This is a genomic window from Coleofasciculus sp. G2-EDA-02 (assembly GCF_040226375.1).
Lineage (GTDB): Bacteria > Cyanobacteriota > Cyanobacteriia > Cyanobacteriales > Coleofasciculaceae > Coleofasciculus.
The window spans coordinates 1-19,499 of record NZ_JAVKEW010000010.1 but is presented as its reverse complement, the minus strand read 5'-3'; the positions used below and the strand labels follow the sequence as shown (position 1 = coordinate 19,499).

Genomic DNA, 19,499 nt, shown 5'->3' with positions numbered 1-19,499 from the left:
GGAGCGTCACCCAAGTGATTATCATTCTCATTCCACTTTTCATTATCAATCAACCTGTCAATAAGCTGACATCTTTTTAAGGGGAAGAGGGGTGAAATGCAATGTAAGCCAAGCTTTTGAGCTGCTTGTCACCCCTTCAGGGTTAGGACAATACAATTGGGTGAAAAGGCAACAGGCAACAGGGGAAAGTCCTAATCGATGTGTCTACTGCTATAAAACAAAAAAATAGCGACCTTGTGTTGTAATTATGGTCGCTAAAATAGCTTACAAATAAATTGTTATCGGACTAATAATCGTTATTCAATCTCAATTGAGGTTGGTGAGGAATCGCTGATTCCCGTTGTAGTCAAGGGTGTGCGATACTCAGCATAGAGGCGATCGCGCCAATCGAAGAAGGTTTGATACGCACTACTATCGGCTAAACCAGGTATACCTTTCCCTTTCAGGGCATCAGGTAAGTCCAGATAGGGACCATCGGGAAATTTCAGCTGTAAACTCACTCCAGCAACGGCAAAATCGGCTAAACAGGGACTGTCTGTGACTAAATAGGGGCGATCGGACAAGATCAAGCTGAGGGCTTCTAAGTCTTGCTTCAGGCTGTCTCTGGCGTCTTTGAGGGCGTCTGCACTGTAGCCGAAACCAATCCCTAAAACCTCAAAGACTTCTGCGGGAACACCGCCCAGAAGCGTTTTGAAGAAATCGGGTGTATCGTTGGGTAATATCGATGTGCGATAGCTGGGATTGTGACTTAATGCCCCATAGAAGACTTTACGACTTTTTACACCAATCGATTCATCTGCCCATTCTTCCATCAGCAAGCATTGGGCGCGTTGCTGGGGATCGGTGGGAACTAGCGGCTTGTCGGGATACTTGCGATCCAAATACATCGCGATCGCTGTAGAATCAGCAATGACGGTATCCCCATCTTTGAGAACAGGGACTTGCTTTTGACCCGATAGGCGATACAAGTCTAGCTGTCCGATTCCTGGGGTGACTTCAATTTTGCGATAGGCTAGCCCTTTGTAATCAAGAATCAGCCGCACTTTTTCCGAGAACTGCGACAACTCAAATTGATACAATTCCAACATGATCGATCTCCTTAGGGTTTAGTTTGTCATTTGTCCTTTGTTCTTGGTGATTGCCTAAATTGAACCAATAACTCCGGACAAGAATGTGCAATAGATTAAGCCATTTGAGGCGTCAGGTTGAGTTCGAGCACTTCGTTTGGCTGAGGGTCAATCACCTGAGTGGATAGGTTGTGCTGTGCCAGTTGCGATCGCAACTCCTCCAGACTACCAACCTGATGCAGCAGGGAATCTAGCACGCCCTCGTACTTAACGCCACCCCCGGCGGCTGTAGGTAGAAATACTTGCGGTTGCGCCCATTGTGCCAGTTGCAGTGCAGTCCGATGACCTTGGATAATAGCTCCAAGCACAGGCAATTCCAATGTCACCACGGGACTAATCACCACATCGATTGGAGCATACTCTTTTAACTGCTCCGATGGATACCCGTGAGGCTCATAATAGAGACTTGTGTCACTATCTAACTGTTTAATCAGATAGGCGTTTTCCTGCAAAAAAGGACCAATCGGTGCCCCCGGTAAGGCGCGGATTTCAATTTGGTCAGCGAGGGTGAAGGTTTGACCAAAGGCTAACGGCGTCACCTGAGTATAGCCCAACTCCTTCACCACTGTTGCGGCATTCTCTGAACCAACAACGGGGATTGTCTTGTCCAGCTTTGCCAATGTGGGTTTGTGGGCGTGATCCTCTAATCCCTGGGATAGCACAATCAAGTCTATCTGATCAGGAAGCGCATCCAAAGCTGGAACTTTGTCACCTTTGAACAACCAGGGAAGATTGCCAAAGATTAAGGAATCCACAAGCCAAGGATCAATCAGGATGTGTTTTTGCCCGAGTTCGAGTAGCCAGCTATTGGCGCCGAAGTAGGTTAGGTGCATAGCAGTCCGACTATTATGATGATGTCATCTCTCCCAATTGTAAAGTTTCTTAAAGTTTCTGCCCGTTGTCTAGGGGGTGAGTCGGAGATGGGGGAGCCGATGCATTCGTAGGGGCGAAGCATTCGCGCCCAAATCGATCGGTTTGCTATTCAAATCTCAACGCGAATGCTTCGCCCAATCCCCAATCCCCAATCCCCAAATACCAATGACCAATGACCAATGACCAATGCTAGGGTAGAGATGCTCTCACATTGTCGCGTCACAAAGACAGGGAAGTCTACCCAGAGGCTAGCCAACGCCTGATAGCCACTAACATTTCTATCCGAGAATTAGCTGATTTTCCCTATGTCAACCCTAATCGAAAAATTACTTGCCGCAGGCTGGTGTTACGAAAGTAATCGACCCAGCCATAGTCATGAAAAGACCGAAATCTATAAAGATTGGGAGATTATTACATATCCCGAATTAGCATTGCATTATCTCCCAACGGGAGAATATTTTATTGGTTCGACTAATCCCACCTTAGGGTCAAAAGTTTCCCAAGCTAAAATCGGTGTCATTAAGGCACTGATTGATTCATCGGACTAGAATCACACAGTAAGAGGGAATTCAATTTATAGAAACCGTAAGGGCACGGCATTGCCTTGCCCCTACCTGTTTTATGTCCTTTTTTCCTGCTCAAATTTGGACTTGCTGTAAAAACCAGAAACACTTAAAAATAAACGGTTTGCCTGCTTCAATGGTAAAATCTATTCCACTGACAAAGGACGAATGACAATTAATAAGAGCCTTTAAAAATACGCTCTTGCTGTTCTGGCGTAATCCAAGTCGCTCTAGCAAACTGGGTTCTCGGTGGTACGAACTGACCTTGAATCGGGTTATATTCCATAACTTCTCCCGTTTCAATTTCATAAACCCAAGCATGGAGTTGCAATTTACCAGCTTTGAGTCGAGACTGAATTACGGGGTAAGTGCGTAGATTTTCCAATTGGTTGAGAACATTCTCTTGAATAGAAGCATTTAGCAGATCTTCACCTTCATAGTTTTGGTAATGTTCCTTAATAATCCGCCGCGTCGCTTCCGCATGTTTGAGCCATTCGTAAACCATTGGCATTTCCTCTTCCAGCTTGCTGAGTTTCAGCAACCCTTTCATCGCGCCGCAGTGGGAATGACCACAAACAATCACATCTTCAATGCCTAACGCATGAATAGCATACTCAACGGCTGCACCTTCTCCGCCATTCGTCGCCCCATAGGGAGGAATAATATTACCCGCATTGCGGATGATAAACATTTCACCCGGCTTGGTTTGCGTCATCAGATTGGGATCAATCCGGGAGTCTGAGCAAGTAATAAACAGAACTCGCGGATGCTGTCCTTGAGAGAGTAACTCAAATAGCTCCCGGTGAGCCGTAAAGTAATTGGTCTGGAACTCATGTAAACCCTGGATTAACTGTTTCATCGATCAACGTTTCCGAAGACAAGGGGACATCATTGTCTATGATCCCACACAAGTGTAAGCTGTCACGCATTTAATCTGATCGTTGAGGCTGACAGGGAAATAGGCGTACTTCAAAGACAAGGAGATCTCCTTCAATAGAGGAACCAATAACAAACCCCCTTCTAACTCAGTCCGCGTTAGCGAAGCATTTTTTCCTGGAAAGCATCGCAATCATTGCTAGGCAAGAGTTTCAAGACTCAATTTCATCAAGTAAGTCGGTGGCGTCTTTCCAAGCCACCACTTTGCCATCTTTATACAGTTTTGCAATGAAAGGAGCCTGATTTTCTGGAATGAATTTCAGCATGGATGGTAAAGCATCTCGAAAGGCGATCGCTGTTTCTTCTCCAGACAGTCTTTTCGAGGCAAGGGTGAACATCCGAATGCCTGCACGGGCTACAGCTTGGCGTTCTATGGTATTTCTAGCAATGCGTGCATCTTTTGTCAGGATGATCCAACCCCATTCTCCAACTTGTGGTATCCAGTCTTGATCCAAGGTATTTTGTGGAAAATGATCATCATGAATTTCGACGCTAACCCCTGTTTTTTTCAGCATTTCTAGAATGGGATGTTTTCCTAAGCAGCGATCAATGAAAAAGACGGTTGTTTTTGGATTGAGATTCATGCAGCAACAGGGCGACTCACACAGCGTATAGCTTCCTCGATTTTCTCGATTTCACATTCATAGTCATCGGCAAGCTGTTGGTAAGAATCACCAGCATAAAATCGTTCGCCAATGACATCTACAGGAATTCCTGTACCTGCAATGACCATTCTACCAAAGGCAACACGGGGGTCTATCACCACAAAACGTGGGTTGTTTTCTTCTTGATTGCGGGTGAATGGGAATAGCTTGCGGGCTAAACCTTGCTCATCGGCTTCGATTCTTTCTAAGTGAGTTTCTAAGGCATTTTTTAGGATTCTTTTACCATCCTGTGAGGCATTGATAAGAGAGCCATAATGGTCAATGAATAAATCAACACCATCTGTATAAAATTCTTGATGTGCGAGGGGATGGGGGATATTAATTGTTTTGTTGATGTAATCTAATGCCGCTCTAACTTTTGCTAAGTCGATGTGATGATGTTGGCGGATAGCTCTGAGAACATGAATTTCAATTAGGTTGATGAATGTCAGGGTTAAGGGTATTCTTTCCTTAATGTCGATGACGGGTTCAAATTGTTTATTGCCGTCTGTAACTTTGTATTTATAGCCGACTGTCCAAGACCGAATGGTTGAGTATGGTATATTCAGGTAGCGGGATGCGTCCCCAGCCGAGTAACTGGGAATGTCGCGTGGATCTTTACCGCCATAAATATCAATCATTGTGATGTTGTTTCCCCTCTATCTGTTTTTATTTTAAGCCTGAATGTCTCTGTTTTATTAAATCCTTAAGGTAAAAATAGTCAGGAATTACGCAGCTACGCTATCCATAGTGGTAATGGTGGGTTAAGCTGGGCTAACACACCTGAAGGGGTGACACAGTAATCGAAATCAAGATGAAAGTGAAGCCGAAAGCGTTCAAGAAGCTCGAACAGGCGCGAGATAGTTATCCAATGGTTATAGATGGATTACTCTAATGGCAACAAAATTTCAAATGTTGTACCTTTCCCTAACTGCGAATGCATGAATAATTTCCCCTCATGTTTCTCGGTTACAATCTGATGAGTAATCGCCAACCCTAATCCTGTCCCTTTACCGACTGGCTTAGTCGTAAAAAATGTCTCAAATATTCGCTGTTGAATATTGGGTGCTATTCCTGTACCATTATCACTAATTTGTACCAAAACCCAGTCCCTTTTATCCTGTTGCACCAGGCGAGTGTTAATTTCAATCTGAGGCTGCCATGAGCCAGACCTATGCCCAGCTTTTTCTGCCTTTTCATTCAGCGCATCAATAGCATTACTAATCAGATTCATGAAAACTTGGCTTAGTTGACCAGATGAACAATTAACAAGCGGTAAATTTGCATAGTTTTTACTTATCCTAATCCCTGTCTTAATCCGATTATTTAAAATAATTAATGTACTTTCGATACACTCATGAATATTCGCAGGCTGATGTTTAGACTCATCCATGTGTGAGAAGTTTTGCAGACTACCAACAATTTTGGTTAATCGTTCTGAGCCTAATTTCATGCTGTTCAGTATTTTTGGCAAATCCTCTAAGATAAAGTCGAGTTCATTATCCTCTTTTAGCTGATTTAAATCTTCTGATGGCTGTAAAACTTCTGCGGCGTAGGCTGTTAATAGCTCAATTAACTTAGCACAATAATCATCTAAGAATTCAAAATTACCGGTAATACAGCCGACGGGATTCTTAATTTCATGAGCAATCCCAGCCACCATTTGTCCCAAACTTGCCATTTTTTCGGTTTGAATCATTTGAGCTTGAGTTTGCTCGTGCAGTAGCTGGGTGGTGAGTTCCTGAATTTGCGACTGAGCCACGAGTAATTGATGCACGTCTAATAAGCGATAGGTTCCTGGCTCGAGTTCGACAACAATCGGTTCGTATACGAAGTTCGGTGTACGCTGAAGTGAACGGCGAGCAGCATCAACTATTTTTGTATCTCCTCGGAGGATTAAAACCTCTGCACTGACAAAGCGGTATAAGGAATGAAGGGGACGTTTCAAAAACAGTTCCAATCCATAAGGACGGCTCATTTGTTCCAAAAATTGCCTTCGCGAAATCATGCCGATAATTTTTCTATGTTGAATAAGAATAACTCCGGGTAATAGAGGATTTAATTGAAACGATTGAGCCACGTCTCTACCCGGTTGAACCGATTCCACCTGAAAGTTATAGAGATTGAGTTCTCGGATGGTGGAATCCAACGTCAGATTAGTGGTCTTGAGTTGAGGCAAGACGGATAGTTCGGGGTAGGTGTGTTGCAGAGAAACCATAAAACTATAAAATTAAGACTCTAACTTTTATATAAACTCACAATTAGCCATTTGTCATTTGGTTTGTAAAATGATTTAATAGTTGGTTTATCGGAAATATTCTAGAAAATGAAGATGCTATGAAGGGTTAATAGCGTTTTAAGAAACGATTAAACTTTAATAAAAACTAAGCGAATATAGAAAATTGATTTAATTTTGGCAGACAATCCCTGGTATAAAATAGAGACGGTTGAAGTTATCCATCAGAATTAAGACTAACGGGTATAGACAACCACGCGATCGCGTCCGGCGGCTTTGGCTTGATATAATGCAGCATCGGCGGCTGCGGTCAAGGTTGTCGGTGATAGTCGTGGATTGGGAATGATACTCGCCACACCCAGACTCAAGGTAACGCACTGACTCACCCAAGAGGTTTCATGGGAAATGTTTAAAGTCCTCACCGCTTCTCCAATCCCTTGAGCCACCTGAGTTGCACCCTCGATAGGAGTCAGGGGTAAAATGACTGCAAATTCTTCACCCCCATAACGCGCCACTAAATCTGCCGGTCGCTTAACTTGACGCTGGATAGCCGCCGCCACTTGTCGTAAACACTCGTCACCAGCCTGATGACCGTAAGTATCGTTGTAGCATTTAAAACAATCCACATCACACATAATCAACGATAGCCAAGAGTTTCCCACATAATGTTGTTTCCAACAGGTTTGTAAATAGTCATCAAATCGCCGACGATTGGCAACTCCTGTCAACCCATCCGACTTGGCGAGTTCTTCTAATTGCAGGTTGGCGACTTCTAAATCCTGGTAAAGTTGCTTGAGTAACCGGGTGGCTAGTTCGTGAATATACAACTGAGCCACTAATAATTGATAAGCATCCAATATACGATAGGTTTGGGTGGTTAACTCCACAGCGATTGGTTCATAGAGTAAGCTGGGAGGACGTTCTAAACAATGGCGTGCTGCTGTAACAATTTGGGTATCTCCGGTTAAAACTAACACCTCGGTTTGGGCAAAACGATATAGCGATTTGAGCGGTCGCCGCAAAAAGAGTTCCAGTCCATAGGGACTGCTCATCTGTTCCAGAAACCGTCGCCGTGAAAGTATCCCCATAAATCTCCCCCGTTCAACTAAAATAACTCCTGGTAGTACAGGATTTTGTTGAAATATATGAGCCACTTTTTCTCCAGGTTGAGAGGCTTCAAATTGAAAGTTATAAAGAGGTAATTCTTGCAGCGTCGCATTTACACTCAATTGTTTAATCTCTGGATAAGAGGTATCAAGTTGCGTAGATGACTGTTGTATAGAATACATTGATGAGTCCATCATGGTTCTCTTTTTATTTCTAGCAACTGTTAAAATTAAAATTCTAACATCGATTCGCAAATAGTTCGGGTTTAAATTATACATTTTTGGTCAATAGATTTAAATTAAGTTAAGCAAATAAAACAAAGTTAAGATTAGGTTATTAAAAAGTAATCAGTAGGAGGGCACCAAGTAGGTTGGGTCTTGTACCTCGACCCAACGCAACAAACCTGACAAGGTTAGAAGGGTAAGGTTTGTATGGCAGTGAACTACAGGTATGACGGATGAACGACACAACCGGGTTTAATTGTGTTGGGTTTCGGCGCGTCAACCCAACCGACAACAGTGAAAGCTTGACTAGGTTCCCCACAAACCAAATAGCCGGTGGGGATGTTAGCCTAGATCAACAATTGATCTTTCAAAAGGATTAGTTGTCCATCCATGTCGTCAGGAACCCCGATTTTCGATGAATAAAGTTGTCGTCGGTCTATCCGGTGGAGTTGATAGTTCAGTTGCCGCCGCTACCCTACATCATCAAGGCTATGAAGTCGTTGGTCTGACCCTGTGGCTGATGAAAGGCAAGGGTCAATGCTGTTCTGAGGGGATGGTCGATGCGGCGTTTATTTGTGAGCAACTGGGCATTCCCCATCATATTGTGGATAGTCGTGAGGTTTTTCAGGCAAATATCGTCGATTACCTGGTTTCGGGTTATGAATCGGGAATCACGCCCTTGCCTTGTTCTCAGTGCAACAAAACGGTTAAATTTGGTCCGATGCTCGCTTATGCGCGGGAGACGTTAGGCATTGATAAAATTGCTACAGGTCACTATGGGCGGATTCGCTATGATGCTAAGAGCGATCGCTATCAGTTGCTGCGAGCGGTAGACTCTAATAAAGACCAGTCTTATTTCCTTTACGACTTGACCCAAGACTTACTCGCCGCCTCGATATTTCCTTTGGGCGAACTCCAGAAGACGCAAACGCGACAGCTTGCGGCTGAGTATCAGTTAAAGACGGCGGATAAGCCGGAAAGTCAGGACTTGTGTTTGGTTGAGTCCCATGGTTCGATGCGGACGTTTCTGGATAAATATATTTCCCAAACCACGGGTGACATTGTTGATACTAATGGTAAGGTCTTAGGTCAGCATCAGGGCATTCACCATTACACCATTGGACAACGCAAAGGACTAGGTATTTCTGCCCCTGAACCTTTATATGTTGTGGCGATTGATGCAGGGGCGAATCGAGTCGTTGTTGGCGATCGCACCAGTGCAACTCAACCTGATTGTACCGTGGGGCGAGTCAATTGGGTGTCGATTCATCCGCCCACGACTCCGATTCAAGCGTCTGTGCAAGTGCGTTATCGCAGTCGCCCTGTGGATGTGACAGTTATTCCCCTAGAGGGGAATCGGATGAAACTTGTTTTTGAGCAGCCGCAGTTTAGCATTACTCCCGGACAAGCCGCTGTCTTGTATGACGGGGAAATGCTGTTAGGCGGTGGAATTATTGAACGAAAGCCCGATATCTTAAAAGGACAGGGCAATGCCGTACCCCTACAGGACAATTGATGGGGTAGGGGCACGATACTATCGTGCCCTGATTTAGATATCGCCTCTTGTATCCGAATCGTTTATCAATCAATGGTTTTAGGCTATAGGCAGGCACATTTTCATAGGTAAAAAGTATACCAGAAAATCGTGCGATCGCATCCTTGTTCGTTCACGGTTTAGGCGAACATGATATAATCCCTTCTCCTTGCGTCGGGCGCACACCCTGTACCCCTACGGACAGCTGATGAATCCAAGTAATTTAAGTGAACAGGTAACAGTAAAATGACCGCTTATACGATAGATTTTAACCCGATTATTCAGCTTACCGACGACCAATTTTATCAATTGTGTCGGGCTAATCCTGATCTAAAGTTTGAACGCAATGCCCAAGGAGAATTGATTATTATGCCCCCAACTGGCGGAGAAACTGGAAATCAGAACTTTGAGTTTGGTGCTGATTTAGCGATATGGAATCGCCAAACTCGATTAGGGATTGGGTTTGACTCCTCTACTTGTTTTAAACTCCCCAATGGCGCTAATCGTTCTCCAGATTTAGCTTGGGTAATACAGGAACGCTGGGATGCTCTGACTCCGGAACAACGAACCAAGTTTCCGCCGATTTGCCCTGATTTTGTGGTGGAATTGATGTCTCCTTCGGATACGTTAAAAGCCACGCAAGATAAGATGAAGGAATATATCGAGAATGGCGCTCGTTTGGGTTGGTTAATTGCGCCGGGAATGAGACGAGTGGAAATTTATCGTCCCCAGCAGGATGTTGAAGTTTTAGAGGCTCCGGCTACTCTCTGTGCAGAAGAGATTTTACCGGGATTTACCCTGAATTTAAACTCTCTTTGGTGATTGTCAATCAGAACCTGAATGAGTAATGTGCGATCGCGCCGTTTACTCTGTTTGTCTGAAAGGCTTAAGCAAGAGGTTATAGGCAGGCACATTTTCCCATAGTGATAAGTATACCATAAAATCGTGCGATCGCGTCCTTCGTCGTCCAAGCTTTAGCCTTCAACTGAATGTCACGCTCAGATGAGGCTGGTGGGCAATGCCCACCCTACGGTATATTAAAGGTTCTGGGGTTCCCCAAATGCAAGCTTTTCAGTGCCATTTGACGGTAGCTTGCTTCTTTTCTGGAGTGAGTATGACAAATGACGAATAATTGCCCTGAACCCATAAAGCAGATTATTTTAGAGGTGCAGTTGACGCATAAAGGTAAAGGTAAAGACATTGAGTAAGTATTCGGATGGAATCGCCCCTCATGGGGGTCAACTTATCAATCGCATTGCCTCAGAACAACAGCGCTCGGAATTTTTGGAGAAAGCGGATTCCTTACCCAGAGTGCAACTTGATGCCTGGGCAGCATCTGATTTAGACTTAATCGCGATCGGTGGATTTAGTCCCTTGACTGGGTTTATGGAGCAAGGGGATTATGAGTCAGTCGTGGATAATATGCGTCTGGCGAACGGTTTACCTTGGTCTATCCCAGTTACTCTATCCGTTAATGAGGACATTGCTGAACCATTAAAGGAAGGCAGTTTAGTGCGTCTGGATGATCAGGATGGGCGATTTGTCGGCGTTTTAGAACTCACGCAAAAATATCGCTATGACAAAAAGCGGGAAGCGGTGAATGTTTACCGCACGGATGAGGAGAAGCATCCGGGTGTCAAGGTGGTGTATAACCAAGGGGATGTAAATCTGGCAGGTCCGGTTTGGTTATTACAACGGTATCCCCATCCCCTGTTTCCTAAATATCAAATTGATCCGGCTCAATCTCGGACGTTATTTAAGGAACGGGGATGGAAAACGGTAGTGGGTTTCCAAACTCGTAATCCCATCCACCGGGCGCATGAATATATTATTAAGTGCGCCTTAGAAATAGTTGATGGTTTATTCCTGCATCCCTTAGTGGGTGCAACCAAAAGCGATGACATCCCCGCCGATGTGCGGATGCGTTGCTATGAAATTATGATGGATAACTATTTCCCTAAAAACCAGGTGATTTTAGCGATTAACCCAGCCGCGATGCGCTATGCAGGTCCTAGGGAAGCCATTTTTCACGCGATCGTGCGTAAGAATTACGGTTGTACTCATTTTATTGTGGGGCGAGATCATGCGGGTGTGGGTGACTATTATGGAACCTACGATGCTCAACATATCTTTGAGGAGTTTGAGCCGGATGAGTTGGGGATTATTCCGCTAAAATTTGAACACGCCTTTTACTGCGAAGTGACGGAGACAATGGCAACAGCCAAGACAAGTCCCAGCACTCCAGATCAACGGATTCATTTATCAGGAACTAAAGTACGGGAATTGTTGCGTAAAGGGGAATTACCACCGCCGCAGTTTTCTCGCCCTTTAGTTGCGGCGGAATTAGCCAAGGCGATGAAGGTAGAAGAGTGATATTCTCTCAGTTGGGTTTGTAGTTTGTAGTTTGTAGTAAGGGCTTTAGCCTAGATTCTCTTCATTCTCTTAGCCCCCCTTTTGAAGGGGGGTTGGGGGGATTAAAATGGGTAAACTCGATATCAAAAGCATTGAGTATGTATAAGCAAAACTCTTGAACTCAGTCAGGGCGGGTTTAGTTACATCTGGGTTAGGTCAGAAACGATAGTAGTAAAACCCGCCCCTACCTTGTTTGCTGATAACGCGGCGAACAAAGGATGTTTGTAACATCTCGTTACAATTGACTTGGCGCGATCGCACTCTAACTGCTGAAAATAGGGATAGGGTTCATCGGTCTAGACTGAATAAACCATGAACCCCATACCATCTACAATGAACGTCTGAGTCAAGGAGTACCCGCCTAATGTTGCCATACATCCTCGCGTTAGTTATCGGTCTTGGTAGCTTTGCCTATTACATGGCAGCATTCTTTTTTCCCGAAGTCCACCGCAAAAGCGACTTCTTCTGGAGTGGTGTAGGATTTTTCTACGCCCTCGTCTTGTGGGTGTGTGGGGGAAGGATTACTGGGGCGGTACTCCTGAGTCAAATCGCTAGTGTATCTCTGTTGGGGTGGTTAGGCTGGCAAACCCTGATCATGCGGCGACAGTTAGCCTTACCCGAAGCCCAAACGGAAATTTCGCCCCAGGTTCAGAAAAAAATAGCCCGTTCTGGCATATTCCAACTGGGAAAAAGCGCAGTTATTCAACCCGTCGCCCGTGTGTTCACTAAAAAGCCAGTGACGCCAACCCCAGTCGCGACTGAACCGGAACCCATAACTGAACCAGTCGTTCCAGAGACAGAAATCGAGACAGTTACGCAGATAACTGAACAGGTGCAACCTCCATCTAAAGAAAACGATATCCCCCTAGCTTCTCCCACAGCAGTAACCGAGGAAACCCCAGAAGAACCCGTAATGGCGGATATCACCGAATCCGTTGAAGTCATGGAAACAGGGGAAACAACGCCAACTGAACTTGTAGAAGCACCGGCTGAGGAAACAACGCAGCCAGAACCGATAGGGGAATTTGCGCCAGAGGAAACACCTGTAGCCGAGATATCTACAGAAGCACAAAAATTAACTGAAACACCTGTAGCCGAAACACCCGCAGAAGAACAAACCTTAACTAAGACACCTGTAGCCAAGACAGCCGCAAAACCCGGAAAGAAACAACCCAAACAAAGCCAAGGAATTAGCGGCTTTTTCAATAATCTCTTAGGTAAACGTAAATCGAAACCCGCTAAAACCAAGAAACCTCAGACATTCCCAGAAGATACCTCCACATTACCCGAACCAGAAATCCCTGAATTCACTCAGCCAGACACCCTATTCCAGGAGTCTCCAACTCCGAGTCAGGAGATAGAAGAGACAGCCGCAGGGGAGGAAACCCAAACAGTTGACACTACCTTCGGGGAACAAACACAGCCACCGGAACCGGAACTCCCGCAAAACCAAGACACCCAACCCCCAGAAACCCCAGAGGAATTTACCATCCAGGAGACTAAACTCACCGACTCCGAACCCCTCATGGGTGCCAATCCCCCTGAACCCGAACAGGTAGACGCGGCGAACCAATCGGCGGAACCTGAATCCTCAGCAGTCGCAGACATCCCAGTCGCAGACATTGCCCCAGAAGCACCATTATCGCCCCCCGCTGAACCCATTGGTGAAGGTGATCCCCAAACCCGCCAATCCCCAGATTCAGCTTAATTCCGCAGGAGCCTCACGTCTTACCCGAAGGGAAGCGTGAGAGGAATGCGGGTCAAACAGGGGGTTCAACACCCCTATGTTTGACAATCTCTTTTGTCGGGTTAGCAAAAACTCATCTTACACATCACTTTGGGTTCTAGCGGTTAATTGACAATACTTAAGCAATACCTCTTTTTCTTCTGGGGCGAGCCTTAATTTTATCGTCTCTGTCTGTTTCACTGTTGTACTTACATTCAATATGCAGTACAATTATGGCATGAAATTAGCCGACCAATTCAAACTACTACCAACTTCTGACCAGCGGTGTCGCATGAGCAAATGGCTCGATATGTTGCGGCATCAATACAATTATTTGTTGGCAGATAGGTTGGATTGGTATGAGATGAACAGATGCCCAATAAACGCTTGCCCATTACTGTGCAGTATTGCTCAACCAACAGAGCAACCTGAATACTATGGACAGAAACGTTCATTGGTGTCTCTCAAAGCAGAGCGGGAGTGGTACAAGGATATTCACGCTGATGTTTTGCAGGACATGGTGAAACGGGTAGACTTGACTTTTACCCGTTTCATCAAAGGCGATGTCAACGGTAAGCGTAGTGGAAAACCTCGATTCAAAGGCAAAAATCGTTATCGAACCTTTGCGTATCAGCGAGTCAAACCCGATTGTATCCAAGGGAATCGAATTGAACTTCCCAAACTAGGAAAAATAAAGTTTATCCAGCATCGTCGGGTACCTGAGGGGTTTACCATCAAGCGAGCATTGGTCACGCTCAAAGCCGATGGGTGGTATGTGACGCTGACTCTAGAAGACGCATCAGTCCCCGACAATCACACCATCGACATTGAACCGACTGAAGCTAACAGTATTGGTGTTGATGCAGGTCTGGAGTATTTTGCCGCTTGCTCTGACGGAACCTTGGTAAAACCGCCCAAGTTCTACCGACATTCTGAAGAGAAGCTAGCCAAACTACAAGCGAAAAGAGAGCTAAGAAAAAAAGGTTCTACTGCACGTCGCAAACTCAACCAACGCCTTGCTAAGTTGCACCAAAAAATAGCAAGGCAGCGCCAACAATGGCATTTTGAGTTAGCCGGTGAATTAGTAGATAAAGCTGAGGTAATTTTTGTGGAAGACCTCAAAGTCTCTAACATGGCGAAGCGCAATAAACCCAAACAAGATGAACAAGGAAACTATCTTCCCAATGGGCAAGGGGCGAAGTCCGGTTTAAACAAAAGTTTTGCGGATGCTGGGATAGCTGGATTCTTGAACGAAATTCTACCGTACAAGGCTGTAAGAGCTGGGCGGTTAGTTGTTAAAGTTAATCCGGCTGGAACATCTCAACATTGTGCAATGTGCCTCAACAGAGTTCCCAAGGAGCTAAAAGATAGATGGCATGAATGTGCTTGTGGAGCATCAATGCCGCGTGATTTAAACTCTGGAATTCTGATTAAAAAAGTGGGGTTGGGCGTTCGCCTCACTATAAAACGCGAATCCGGGAAGTCTCGGAGGAGAAGCCTACACTTACCCGATAGGGAAGTGTAGGAGTACGTCACAAAATCCTCCCTCATTCAGTTGAAATGATGGCAAATTCTCACCCATAATGTAGGGATACATAACGCTCCCTATTGTAAAAAGGGATAATCGGGAAATATCCCCACAATCTAAGTACAACCACTAGCCAACAGGTCGAACTGTGACAGAAGCTAAATCCTACAAAGACACCGTAAATCTGCCCCAAACCAAATTTGATATGCGGGCAAACGCGGTCAAACGGGAACCGGAACTGCAACAATTTTGGCAAGACCAACAAATTTATCAGCGACTGTCACAGACGAATCCCGGTGATATTTTTGTCCTGCATGATGGTCCCCCCTACGCAAATGGGGCATTACATATGGGACACGCCCTAAATAAAATTCTTAAAGACATCATCAATAAATATAAACTGCTGCAAGGGTATAAAGTTCGTTACATTCCCGGCTGGGATTGCCATGGCTTGCCCATTGAACTGAAAGTTCTGCAAGCAATGGACCCAGAAGACAGACAAGCCCTAACCCCGATAAAACTGCGGCGCAAGGCAAGAAAATTTGCACTAAAAACCGTTGAGGAACAACGCCAAGGGTTTAAACGGTATGGCGTTTGGGGAGACTGGGACGATCCTTATCTCACCTTAACCCCTGAATACGAAGCCGCTCAAATTGGCGTCTTCGGTCAAATGGTGCTAAAAGGCTATATCTATCGGGGAATGAAGCCCGTTCATTGGAGCCCAAGTTCCCAAACCGCCCTAGCCGAAGCGGAGTTAGAATATCCAGAAGGACATACCTCCCGCAGTCTTTATGCCGCATTTCCCCTGACTAAAGCCACAGACGCGGTGGAAGCTAGGCTAAAACCCTATTTAGTGGATTTAGGTGTCGCCATCTGGACAACAACCCCCTGGACAATTCCCGGTAACTTGGCGGTGGCGGTAAATCCAGAACTGACTTATGCGGTTGTGGAAGTGTCTCAAGAATCGCCAAGTCAGGATACTGAGAAATCCTCGAAACCAAGTCAGACAAGGGCAAAAGGCTTTGCCCCAGTTCCAGAGGAAGAGGCTTCTGATGCTGAAGCATCAGCCAACCCAGAGACGGAAGCCGAAGGGTTTAAATACTTAATCGTGGCGGCGGAATTAGTGGAACGCCTTTCTCAAACTCTGGAGAAAAATCTAACCGTTAAAACCACCCTAAAAGGGAAAGAATTAGAACATTGCACCTATCGTCATCCCCTATTTGACCGGGAAAGTCCGATTGTTATCGGTGGCGATTATGTAACCACGGAATCGGGAACCGGATTAGTCCATACCGCACCTGGTCATGGTCAAGAAGATTATATCGTGGGTCAGCGCTACAACTTACCGATCATCTCCCCCGTGGATGAAAATGGGGACTTTACCGCCGAGGCGGGACCTTTTGCTGGGTTAAATGTGTTGCGAAATGCCAATCCTGCGGTGATTGACGCCCTGAAAGAGGCGGGTTCTTTCCTCAAAGAGGAAAACTATGTGCATAAATATCCCTACGATTGGCGCACTAAAGAACCGACTATCTTTCGGGCGACGGAACAGTGGTTTGCTTCGGTGGATGGTTTCCGTGAGGCGGTAATGCAGGCGATTAAGTCGGTGAATTGGATTCCTCCCCAAGGAGAAAACCGGATTACCGCTATGGTGTCGGAACGTTCCGATTGGTGTATCTCTCGCCAACGGAGTTGGGGTGTACCGATTCCCGTATTTTATGACGAGGAAACTAATGAACCCCTGCTGACGGCAGAAACCATCGCCCATGTACAAGAGATTATCGCGGAAAAAGGGTCTGATGCTTGGTGGGAACTGTCGGTGAGTGAATTATTGCCCAAATCTTACCAGAATAATGGTCGCACGTACCGCAAAGGTACAGATACCATGGATGTCTGGTTTGATTCTGGTTCCTCTTGGGCGGGAGTTGTTCAGCCGCGTGAGGAATTATCCTATCCGGTGGATATGTACCTGGAAGGCTCGGATCAACATCGGGGTTGGTTCCAATCCAGTTTACTCACCAGTGTGGCGACAAATGGCTGTGCGCCCTATAAATCGGTATTAACCCACGGCTTTGTTCTGGATGAACAAGGGCGCAAAATGAGTAAATCCGTGGGTAATGTGGTAAATCCAGCGACGATTATTGAAGGGGGGAAGAACCATAAACAGGAACCCCCCTATGGAGCAGATATACTGCGGCTATGGGTGTCGTCTGTGGACTATTCAGTAGATGTCCCTATTGGTCAAGGTATACTGAAGCAACTTGCCGATATTTATCGCAAAATTCGCAATACAGCACGGTTTTTATTGGGAAATCTCCATGATTTTGATCCGGGCAAAAATGCGGTGGCGTATGAACAGTTACCGGAAATTGATCGGTATATGCTGCACCGGATGACGGAGGTGTTTGGCGATGTGACGGAGGCGTTTGAAAGTTATCAGTTTTTCCGCTTTTTCCAAACGGTGCAGAATTTCTGTGTGGTGGAGTTGTCGAATTTTTATTTGGATATTGCTAAGGATCGTCTTTATATTAGTCACCCGGATTCGGTACGACGGCGCAGTTGTCAGACGGTATTAGCGATCGCACTGGAGAATTTAGCCCGCGCAATTGCCCCTGTATTATGCCATACCGCCGAAGATATCTGGCAATACCTGCCCTACCCGACACCCTATAAATCGGTGTTTGAGTCGGGATGGGTGCAGTTAGATGAGAGGTGGCAAAAGCCGGAATTAGTAGAGAAGTGGACAAGGTTACGCAATATCCGCACTGAGGTGAATAAGGTGTTAGAGCAAGCTAGGACCGAGAAGATGATAGGTTCTTCCCTAGAAGCGAAAGTGTTGCTCTATGTCCCCGATGCTCAATTACGAAACCAGTTGCGGAAATTAAACCCAAGTGGGATTCCGCGTCTGTGGCTGCAAACCCCGAAACCTGAACTGATGATTCCACAGGAACCAGAAGCCTCACTGACACCGGAAACGCTCCCCAAAAAGACAGGGGAACAGGGGTGGAATGTGAATCAGATTCTGTCTAATCTATCGGTGACGCTGGGTAAAGTCTTGAGCGAAAATCAGCGATTATGGTTAACGGTGGGGGTAGCGTTAGCTGTACCCATTACCCTAAAGGTAACGGCGACGGTATTAGAATCGATCGGACATCTCCCCTTATTGGCTGATATGTTGCAATTGGTGGGTATTGGCTACAGTGCTTGGTTTATCAATCGCTATTTACTCCGCGCACCCAGTCGGCAAGAATTAGCCCAGAAGGTGCGATCGCTAAAAATAGAGGTATTGGGTGAAGCTTGGGCTCAACCTGAACCCGAAACGGTAGAACCCGCCGCCGCACCCCCAGCACCAGCTCCACCCCAACCCCAACCTAGAATTTTAGGTGAACGGTTTACGGTTCTCAGTAACGGGGTGGATGAGTTACGTTATCTGTTTTTAGCCTCCCAAGTTGAGGTGTTGGATTCCCCTGATGGGATGGAAAATGTTAACTATCGAAGTCAGTCAGATCTCGTCTGGGTGGGGGTGGTTAAGGCAGAAGGCGAAAAGTGCGATCGCTGCTGGAATTATTCCACCTACGTGGGTAAAATAGCCGAGCATCCCACGATTTGCGAACGGTGTCGGGCGGCTTTAGCCGGTCAATGGTAAGGTATTCGTCATTCGTCATCAACAAAATGGCGGCTGATGAGCGATTGGTAGAGACGTTGCATGCAACGTCTCTACCCAAGGGGGAATTTTGTAGTTTTTGGGAGATTCTCCTATCGATTTTGATGACTAGACTGGCGCTCTAAGATTGTGCTATCCGCTCAACACAGGACAACTGTGGACAAGATAGCCATGACTGAGGCTTAAAAGCCTACGTTAAAGAGGTCAAGACACCTACGAATGCTTTCCAGTTTGTAGCCCTGTCGTCAAGGATTAAACAGGTTTATTGAGCTAAGCCAGTGTCTTTGACCGAACAAGCCTCTTTAACTTTGTCGAGGAACACGTTACCGGAGCAATCCGAGATTAAAACTTATGTTTGTGTTTGTACTGGACAAAAATAAAAAACCGCTCGCTCCTACTCACCCAGCACGCGCCAGAAAGTTGCTTCGTACTGGCACAGCGTCAGTGTTTCGTCGCTTTCCATTCACCATCATTTTGCCTGACACACAGGTGAAGGACTCTCAAGTCTCAGAATACAGATTAAAAATTGACCCAGGAGCGAAAGTCACAGGGATTGCCGTCCTCAAAAGCAATGTGGTGGTATGGGCAGCCGAATTAACTCATAGGGGGTTCGCCATCCGAGATGCGCTTACCACCCGCCGTCAAGTGAGACGCTCACGACGCAATCGCCAAACTAGATACCGTAAAGCACGGTTCAATAACCGCCGCCGTCCCTTCAGGTGGTTGCCACCATCTCTAAACAGTCGAGTTCAAAATATATTGACTTGGGTAAGGCGATTATCACGAGTCTGTCCGATCATGGGCATTAGCCAGGAGCTAGTCAGGTTCGATCTACAAAAGATGCAGAACTCAGAGGTATCTGGCGGAGAGTATCAACAGGGCGAGCTGGCTGGCTACGAGGTTCGCGAGTATCTCCTGGAAAAGT

16 protein-coding genes are annotated in these 19,499 nt (G+C 45.9%); 8 read left to right on the top strand and 8 right to left on the bottom strand.

All coding sequences use genetic code 11. The features are described 5' to 3' along the window. Positions 1–296: 296 nt before the first annotated feature. The 3 genes from RLO19_RS00750 to RLO19_RS00740 all read right to left on the bottom strand — a co-directional run bounded on the left by RLO19_RS00750 (position 297) and on the right by RLO19_RS00740 (position 2,256). Complete coding sequence (locus RLO19_RS00750; RefSeq protein ID WP_446352947.1) at positions 297–1,088, bottom strand: glutathione S-transferase family protein; 792 nt, start codon at positions 1,086–1,088, stop codon at positions 297–299. Between the two features lie 95 nt (positions 1,089–1,183). Continuing rightward, a complete protein-coding gene (locus RLO19_RS00745) occupies positions 1,184–1,960 on the bottom strand; it encodes an MBL fold metallo-hydrolase (protein ID WP_446352946.1) in 777 nt (258 codons plus the stop codon). Positions 1,961–2,109: 149 nt separating this feature from the next. Further along, complete coding sequence (locus RLO19_RS00740) at positions 2,110–2,256, bottom strand: hypothetical protein (RefSeq protein ID WP_446352945.1); 147 nt, start codon at positions 2,254–2,256, stop codon at positions 2,110–2,112. 49 nt (positions 2,257–2,305) lie between these two features. Between RLO19_RS00740 and RLO19_RS00735 the strand changes: the two genes are divergently transcribed. Then, a complete protein-coding gene (locus RLO19_RS00735) occupies positions 2,306–2,548 on the top strand; it encodes a hypothetical protein (RefSeq protein ID WP_006105755.1) in 243 nt (80 codons plus the stop codon). A 190-nt stretch (positions 2,549–2,738) separates the two neighbouring features. Here RLO19_RS00735 and RLO19_RS00730 read toward each other — a convergent pair whose 3' ends face one another. The 5 genes from RLO19_RS00730 to RLO19_RS00710 all read right to left on the bottom strand — a co-directional run bounded on the left by RLO19_RS00730 (position 2,739) and on the right by RLO19_RS00710 (position 7,683). Beyond that, on the bottom strand, positions 2,739–3,422 hold the full coding sequence (locus tag RLO19_RS00730; RefSeq protein ID WP_446352944.1) for a carbonic anhydrase: 684 nt from the start codon (positions 3,420–3,422) through the stop codon (positions 2,739–2,741). A gap of 229 nt (positions 3,423–3,651) precedes the next feature. Further along, positions 3,652–4,083, bottom strand: coding sequence for a PIN-like domain-containing protein (locus RLO19_RS00725; RefSeq protein WP_446352943.1), 432 nt, complete (start codon positions 4,081–4,083; stop codon positions 3,652–3,654). After that, a complete protein-coding gene (locus RLO19_RS00720; protein ID WP_446352942.1) occupies positions 4,080–4,784 on the bottom strand; it encodes a DUF433 domain-containing protein in 705 nt (234 codons plus the stop codon). The genes RLO19_RS00725 and RLO19_RS00720 overlap by 4 nt, the downstream gene beginning before the upstream one ends. A gap of 245 nt (positions 4,785–5,029) precedes the next feature. After that, entirely contained in the window at positions 5,030–6,361 is a 1,332-nt protein-coding gene (locus RLO19_RS00715; RefSeq protein ID WP_446352941.1) for a sensor histidine kinase, read from the bottom strand. A gap of 254 nt (positions 6,362–6,615) precedes the next feature. Beyond that, positions 6,616–7,683: a diguanylate cyclase gene (locus tag RLO19_RS00710; RefSeq protein ID WP_446352939.1), complete on the bottom strand. Its 1,068-nt coding sequence runs from the start codon at positions 7,681–7,683 to the stop codon at positions 6,616–6,618. 442 nt (positions 7,684–8,125) lie between these two features. Between RLO19_RS00710 and mnmA the strand changes: the two genes are divergently transcribed. The 7 genes from mnmA to iscB form a co-directional block, all read left to right on the top strand. Beyond that, positions 8,126–9,226, top strand: coding sequence for a tRNA 2-thiouridine(34) synthase MnmA (gene mnmA / locus RLO19_RS00705; RefSeq protein WP_446352937.1), 1,101 nt, complete (start codon positions 8,126–8,128; stop codon positions 9,224–9,226). A 264-nt stretch (positions 9,227–9,490) separates the two neighbouring features. Further along, on the top strand, positions 9,491–10,066 hold the full coding sequence (locus tag RLO19_RS00700; protein WP_446352935.1) for a Uma2 family endonuclease: 576 nt from the start codon (positions 9,491–9,493) through the stop codon (positions 10,064–10,066). Positions 10,067–10,444: 378 nt separating this feature from the next. Then, entirely contained in the window at positions 10,445–11,617 is a 1,173-nt protein-coding gene (gene sat / locus RLO19_RS00695; protein WP_446352933.1) for a sulfate adenylyltransferase, read from the top strand. 403 nt (positions 11,618–12,020) lie between these two features. Beyond that, positions 12,021–13,364, top strand: coding sequence for a Ycf66 family protein (locus RLO19_RS00690; RefSeq protein WP_446352931.1), 1,344 nt, complete (start codon positions 12,021–12,023; stop codon positions 13,362–13,364). A 256-nt stretch (positions 13,365–13,620) separates the two neighbouring features. Next, entirely contained in the window at positions 13,621–14,907 is a 1,287-nt protein-coding gene (locus RLO19_RS00685) for an RNA-guided endonuclease InsQ/TnpB family protein (protein WP_446352929.1), read from the top strand. Between the two features lie 151 nt (positions 14,908–15,058). Beyond that, the gene (gene ileS, locus RLO19_RS00680; RefSeq protein WP_446352927.1) at positions 15,059–18,556 is read left to right on the top strand and encodes an isoleucine--tRNA ligase; all 3,498 of its coding nucleotides are present in this window, start codon (positions 15,059–15,061) and stop codon (positions 18,554–18,556) included. A gap of 369 nt (positions 18,557–18,925) precedes the next feature. Further along, positions 18,926–19,499: RNA-guided endonuclease IscB (gene iscB / locus RLO19_RS00675; RefSeq protein WP_446352925.1), on the top strand; the 574-nt coding region annotated here is incomplete at its 3' end.

Coding starts and splice junctions, on each gene's coding strand:
- RLO19_RS00710 (WP_446352939.1), bottom strand. CDS start 7,683: ATGATGGACTCATCAATGTATTCTATACAACAGTCATCTACGCAACTT.
- RLO19_RS00725 (WP_446352943.1), bottom strand. CDS start 4,083: ATGAATCTCAATCCAAAAACAACCGTCTTTTTCATTGATCGCTGCTTA.
- RLO19_RS00745 (WP_446352946.1), bottom strand. CDS start 1,960: ATGCACCTAACCTACTTCGGCGCCAATAGCTGGCTACTCGAACTCGGG.
- RLO19_RS00715 (WP_446352941.1), bottom strand. CDS start 6,361: ATGGTTTCTCTGCAACACACCTACCCCGAACTATCCGTCTTGCCTCAA.
- RLO19_RS00735 (WP_006105755.1), top strand. CDS start 2,306: ATGTCAACCCTAATCGAAAAATTACTTGCCGCAGGCTGGTGTTACGAA.
- RLO19_RS00720 (WP_446352942.1), bottom strand. CDS start 4,784: ATGATTGATATTTATGGCGGTAAAGATCCACGCGACATTCCCAGTTAC.
- RLO19_RS00700 (WP_446352935.1), top strand. CDS start 9,491: ATGACCGCTTATACGATAGATTTTAACCCGATTATTCAGCTTACCGAC.
- mnmA (WP_446352937.1), top strand. CDS start 8,126: ATGAATAAAGTTGTCGTCGGTCTATCCGGTGGAGTTGATAGTTCAGTT.
- RLO19_RS00690 (WP_446352931.1), top strand. CDS start 12,021: ATGTTGCCATACATCCTCGCGTTAGTTATCGGTCTTGGTAGCTTTGCC.
- RLO19_RS00750 (WP_446352947.1), bottom strand. CDS start 1,088: ATGTTGGAATTGTATCAATTTGAGTTGTCGCAGTTCTCGGAAAAAGTG.
- RLO19_RS00685 (WP_446352929.1), top strand. CDS start 13,621: ATGAAATTAGCCGACCAATTCAAACTACTACCAACTTCTGACCAGCGG.
- RLO19_RS00730 (WP_446352944.1), bottom strand. CDS start 3,422: ATGAAACAGTTAATCCAGGGTTTACATGAGTTCCAGACCAATTACTTT.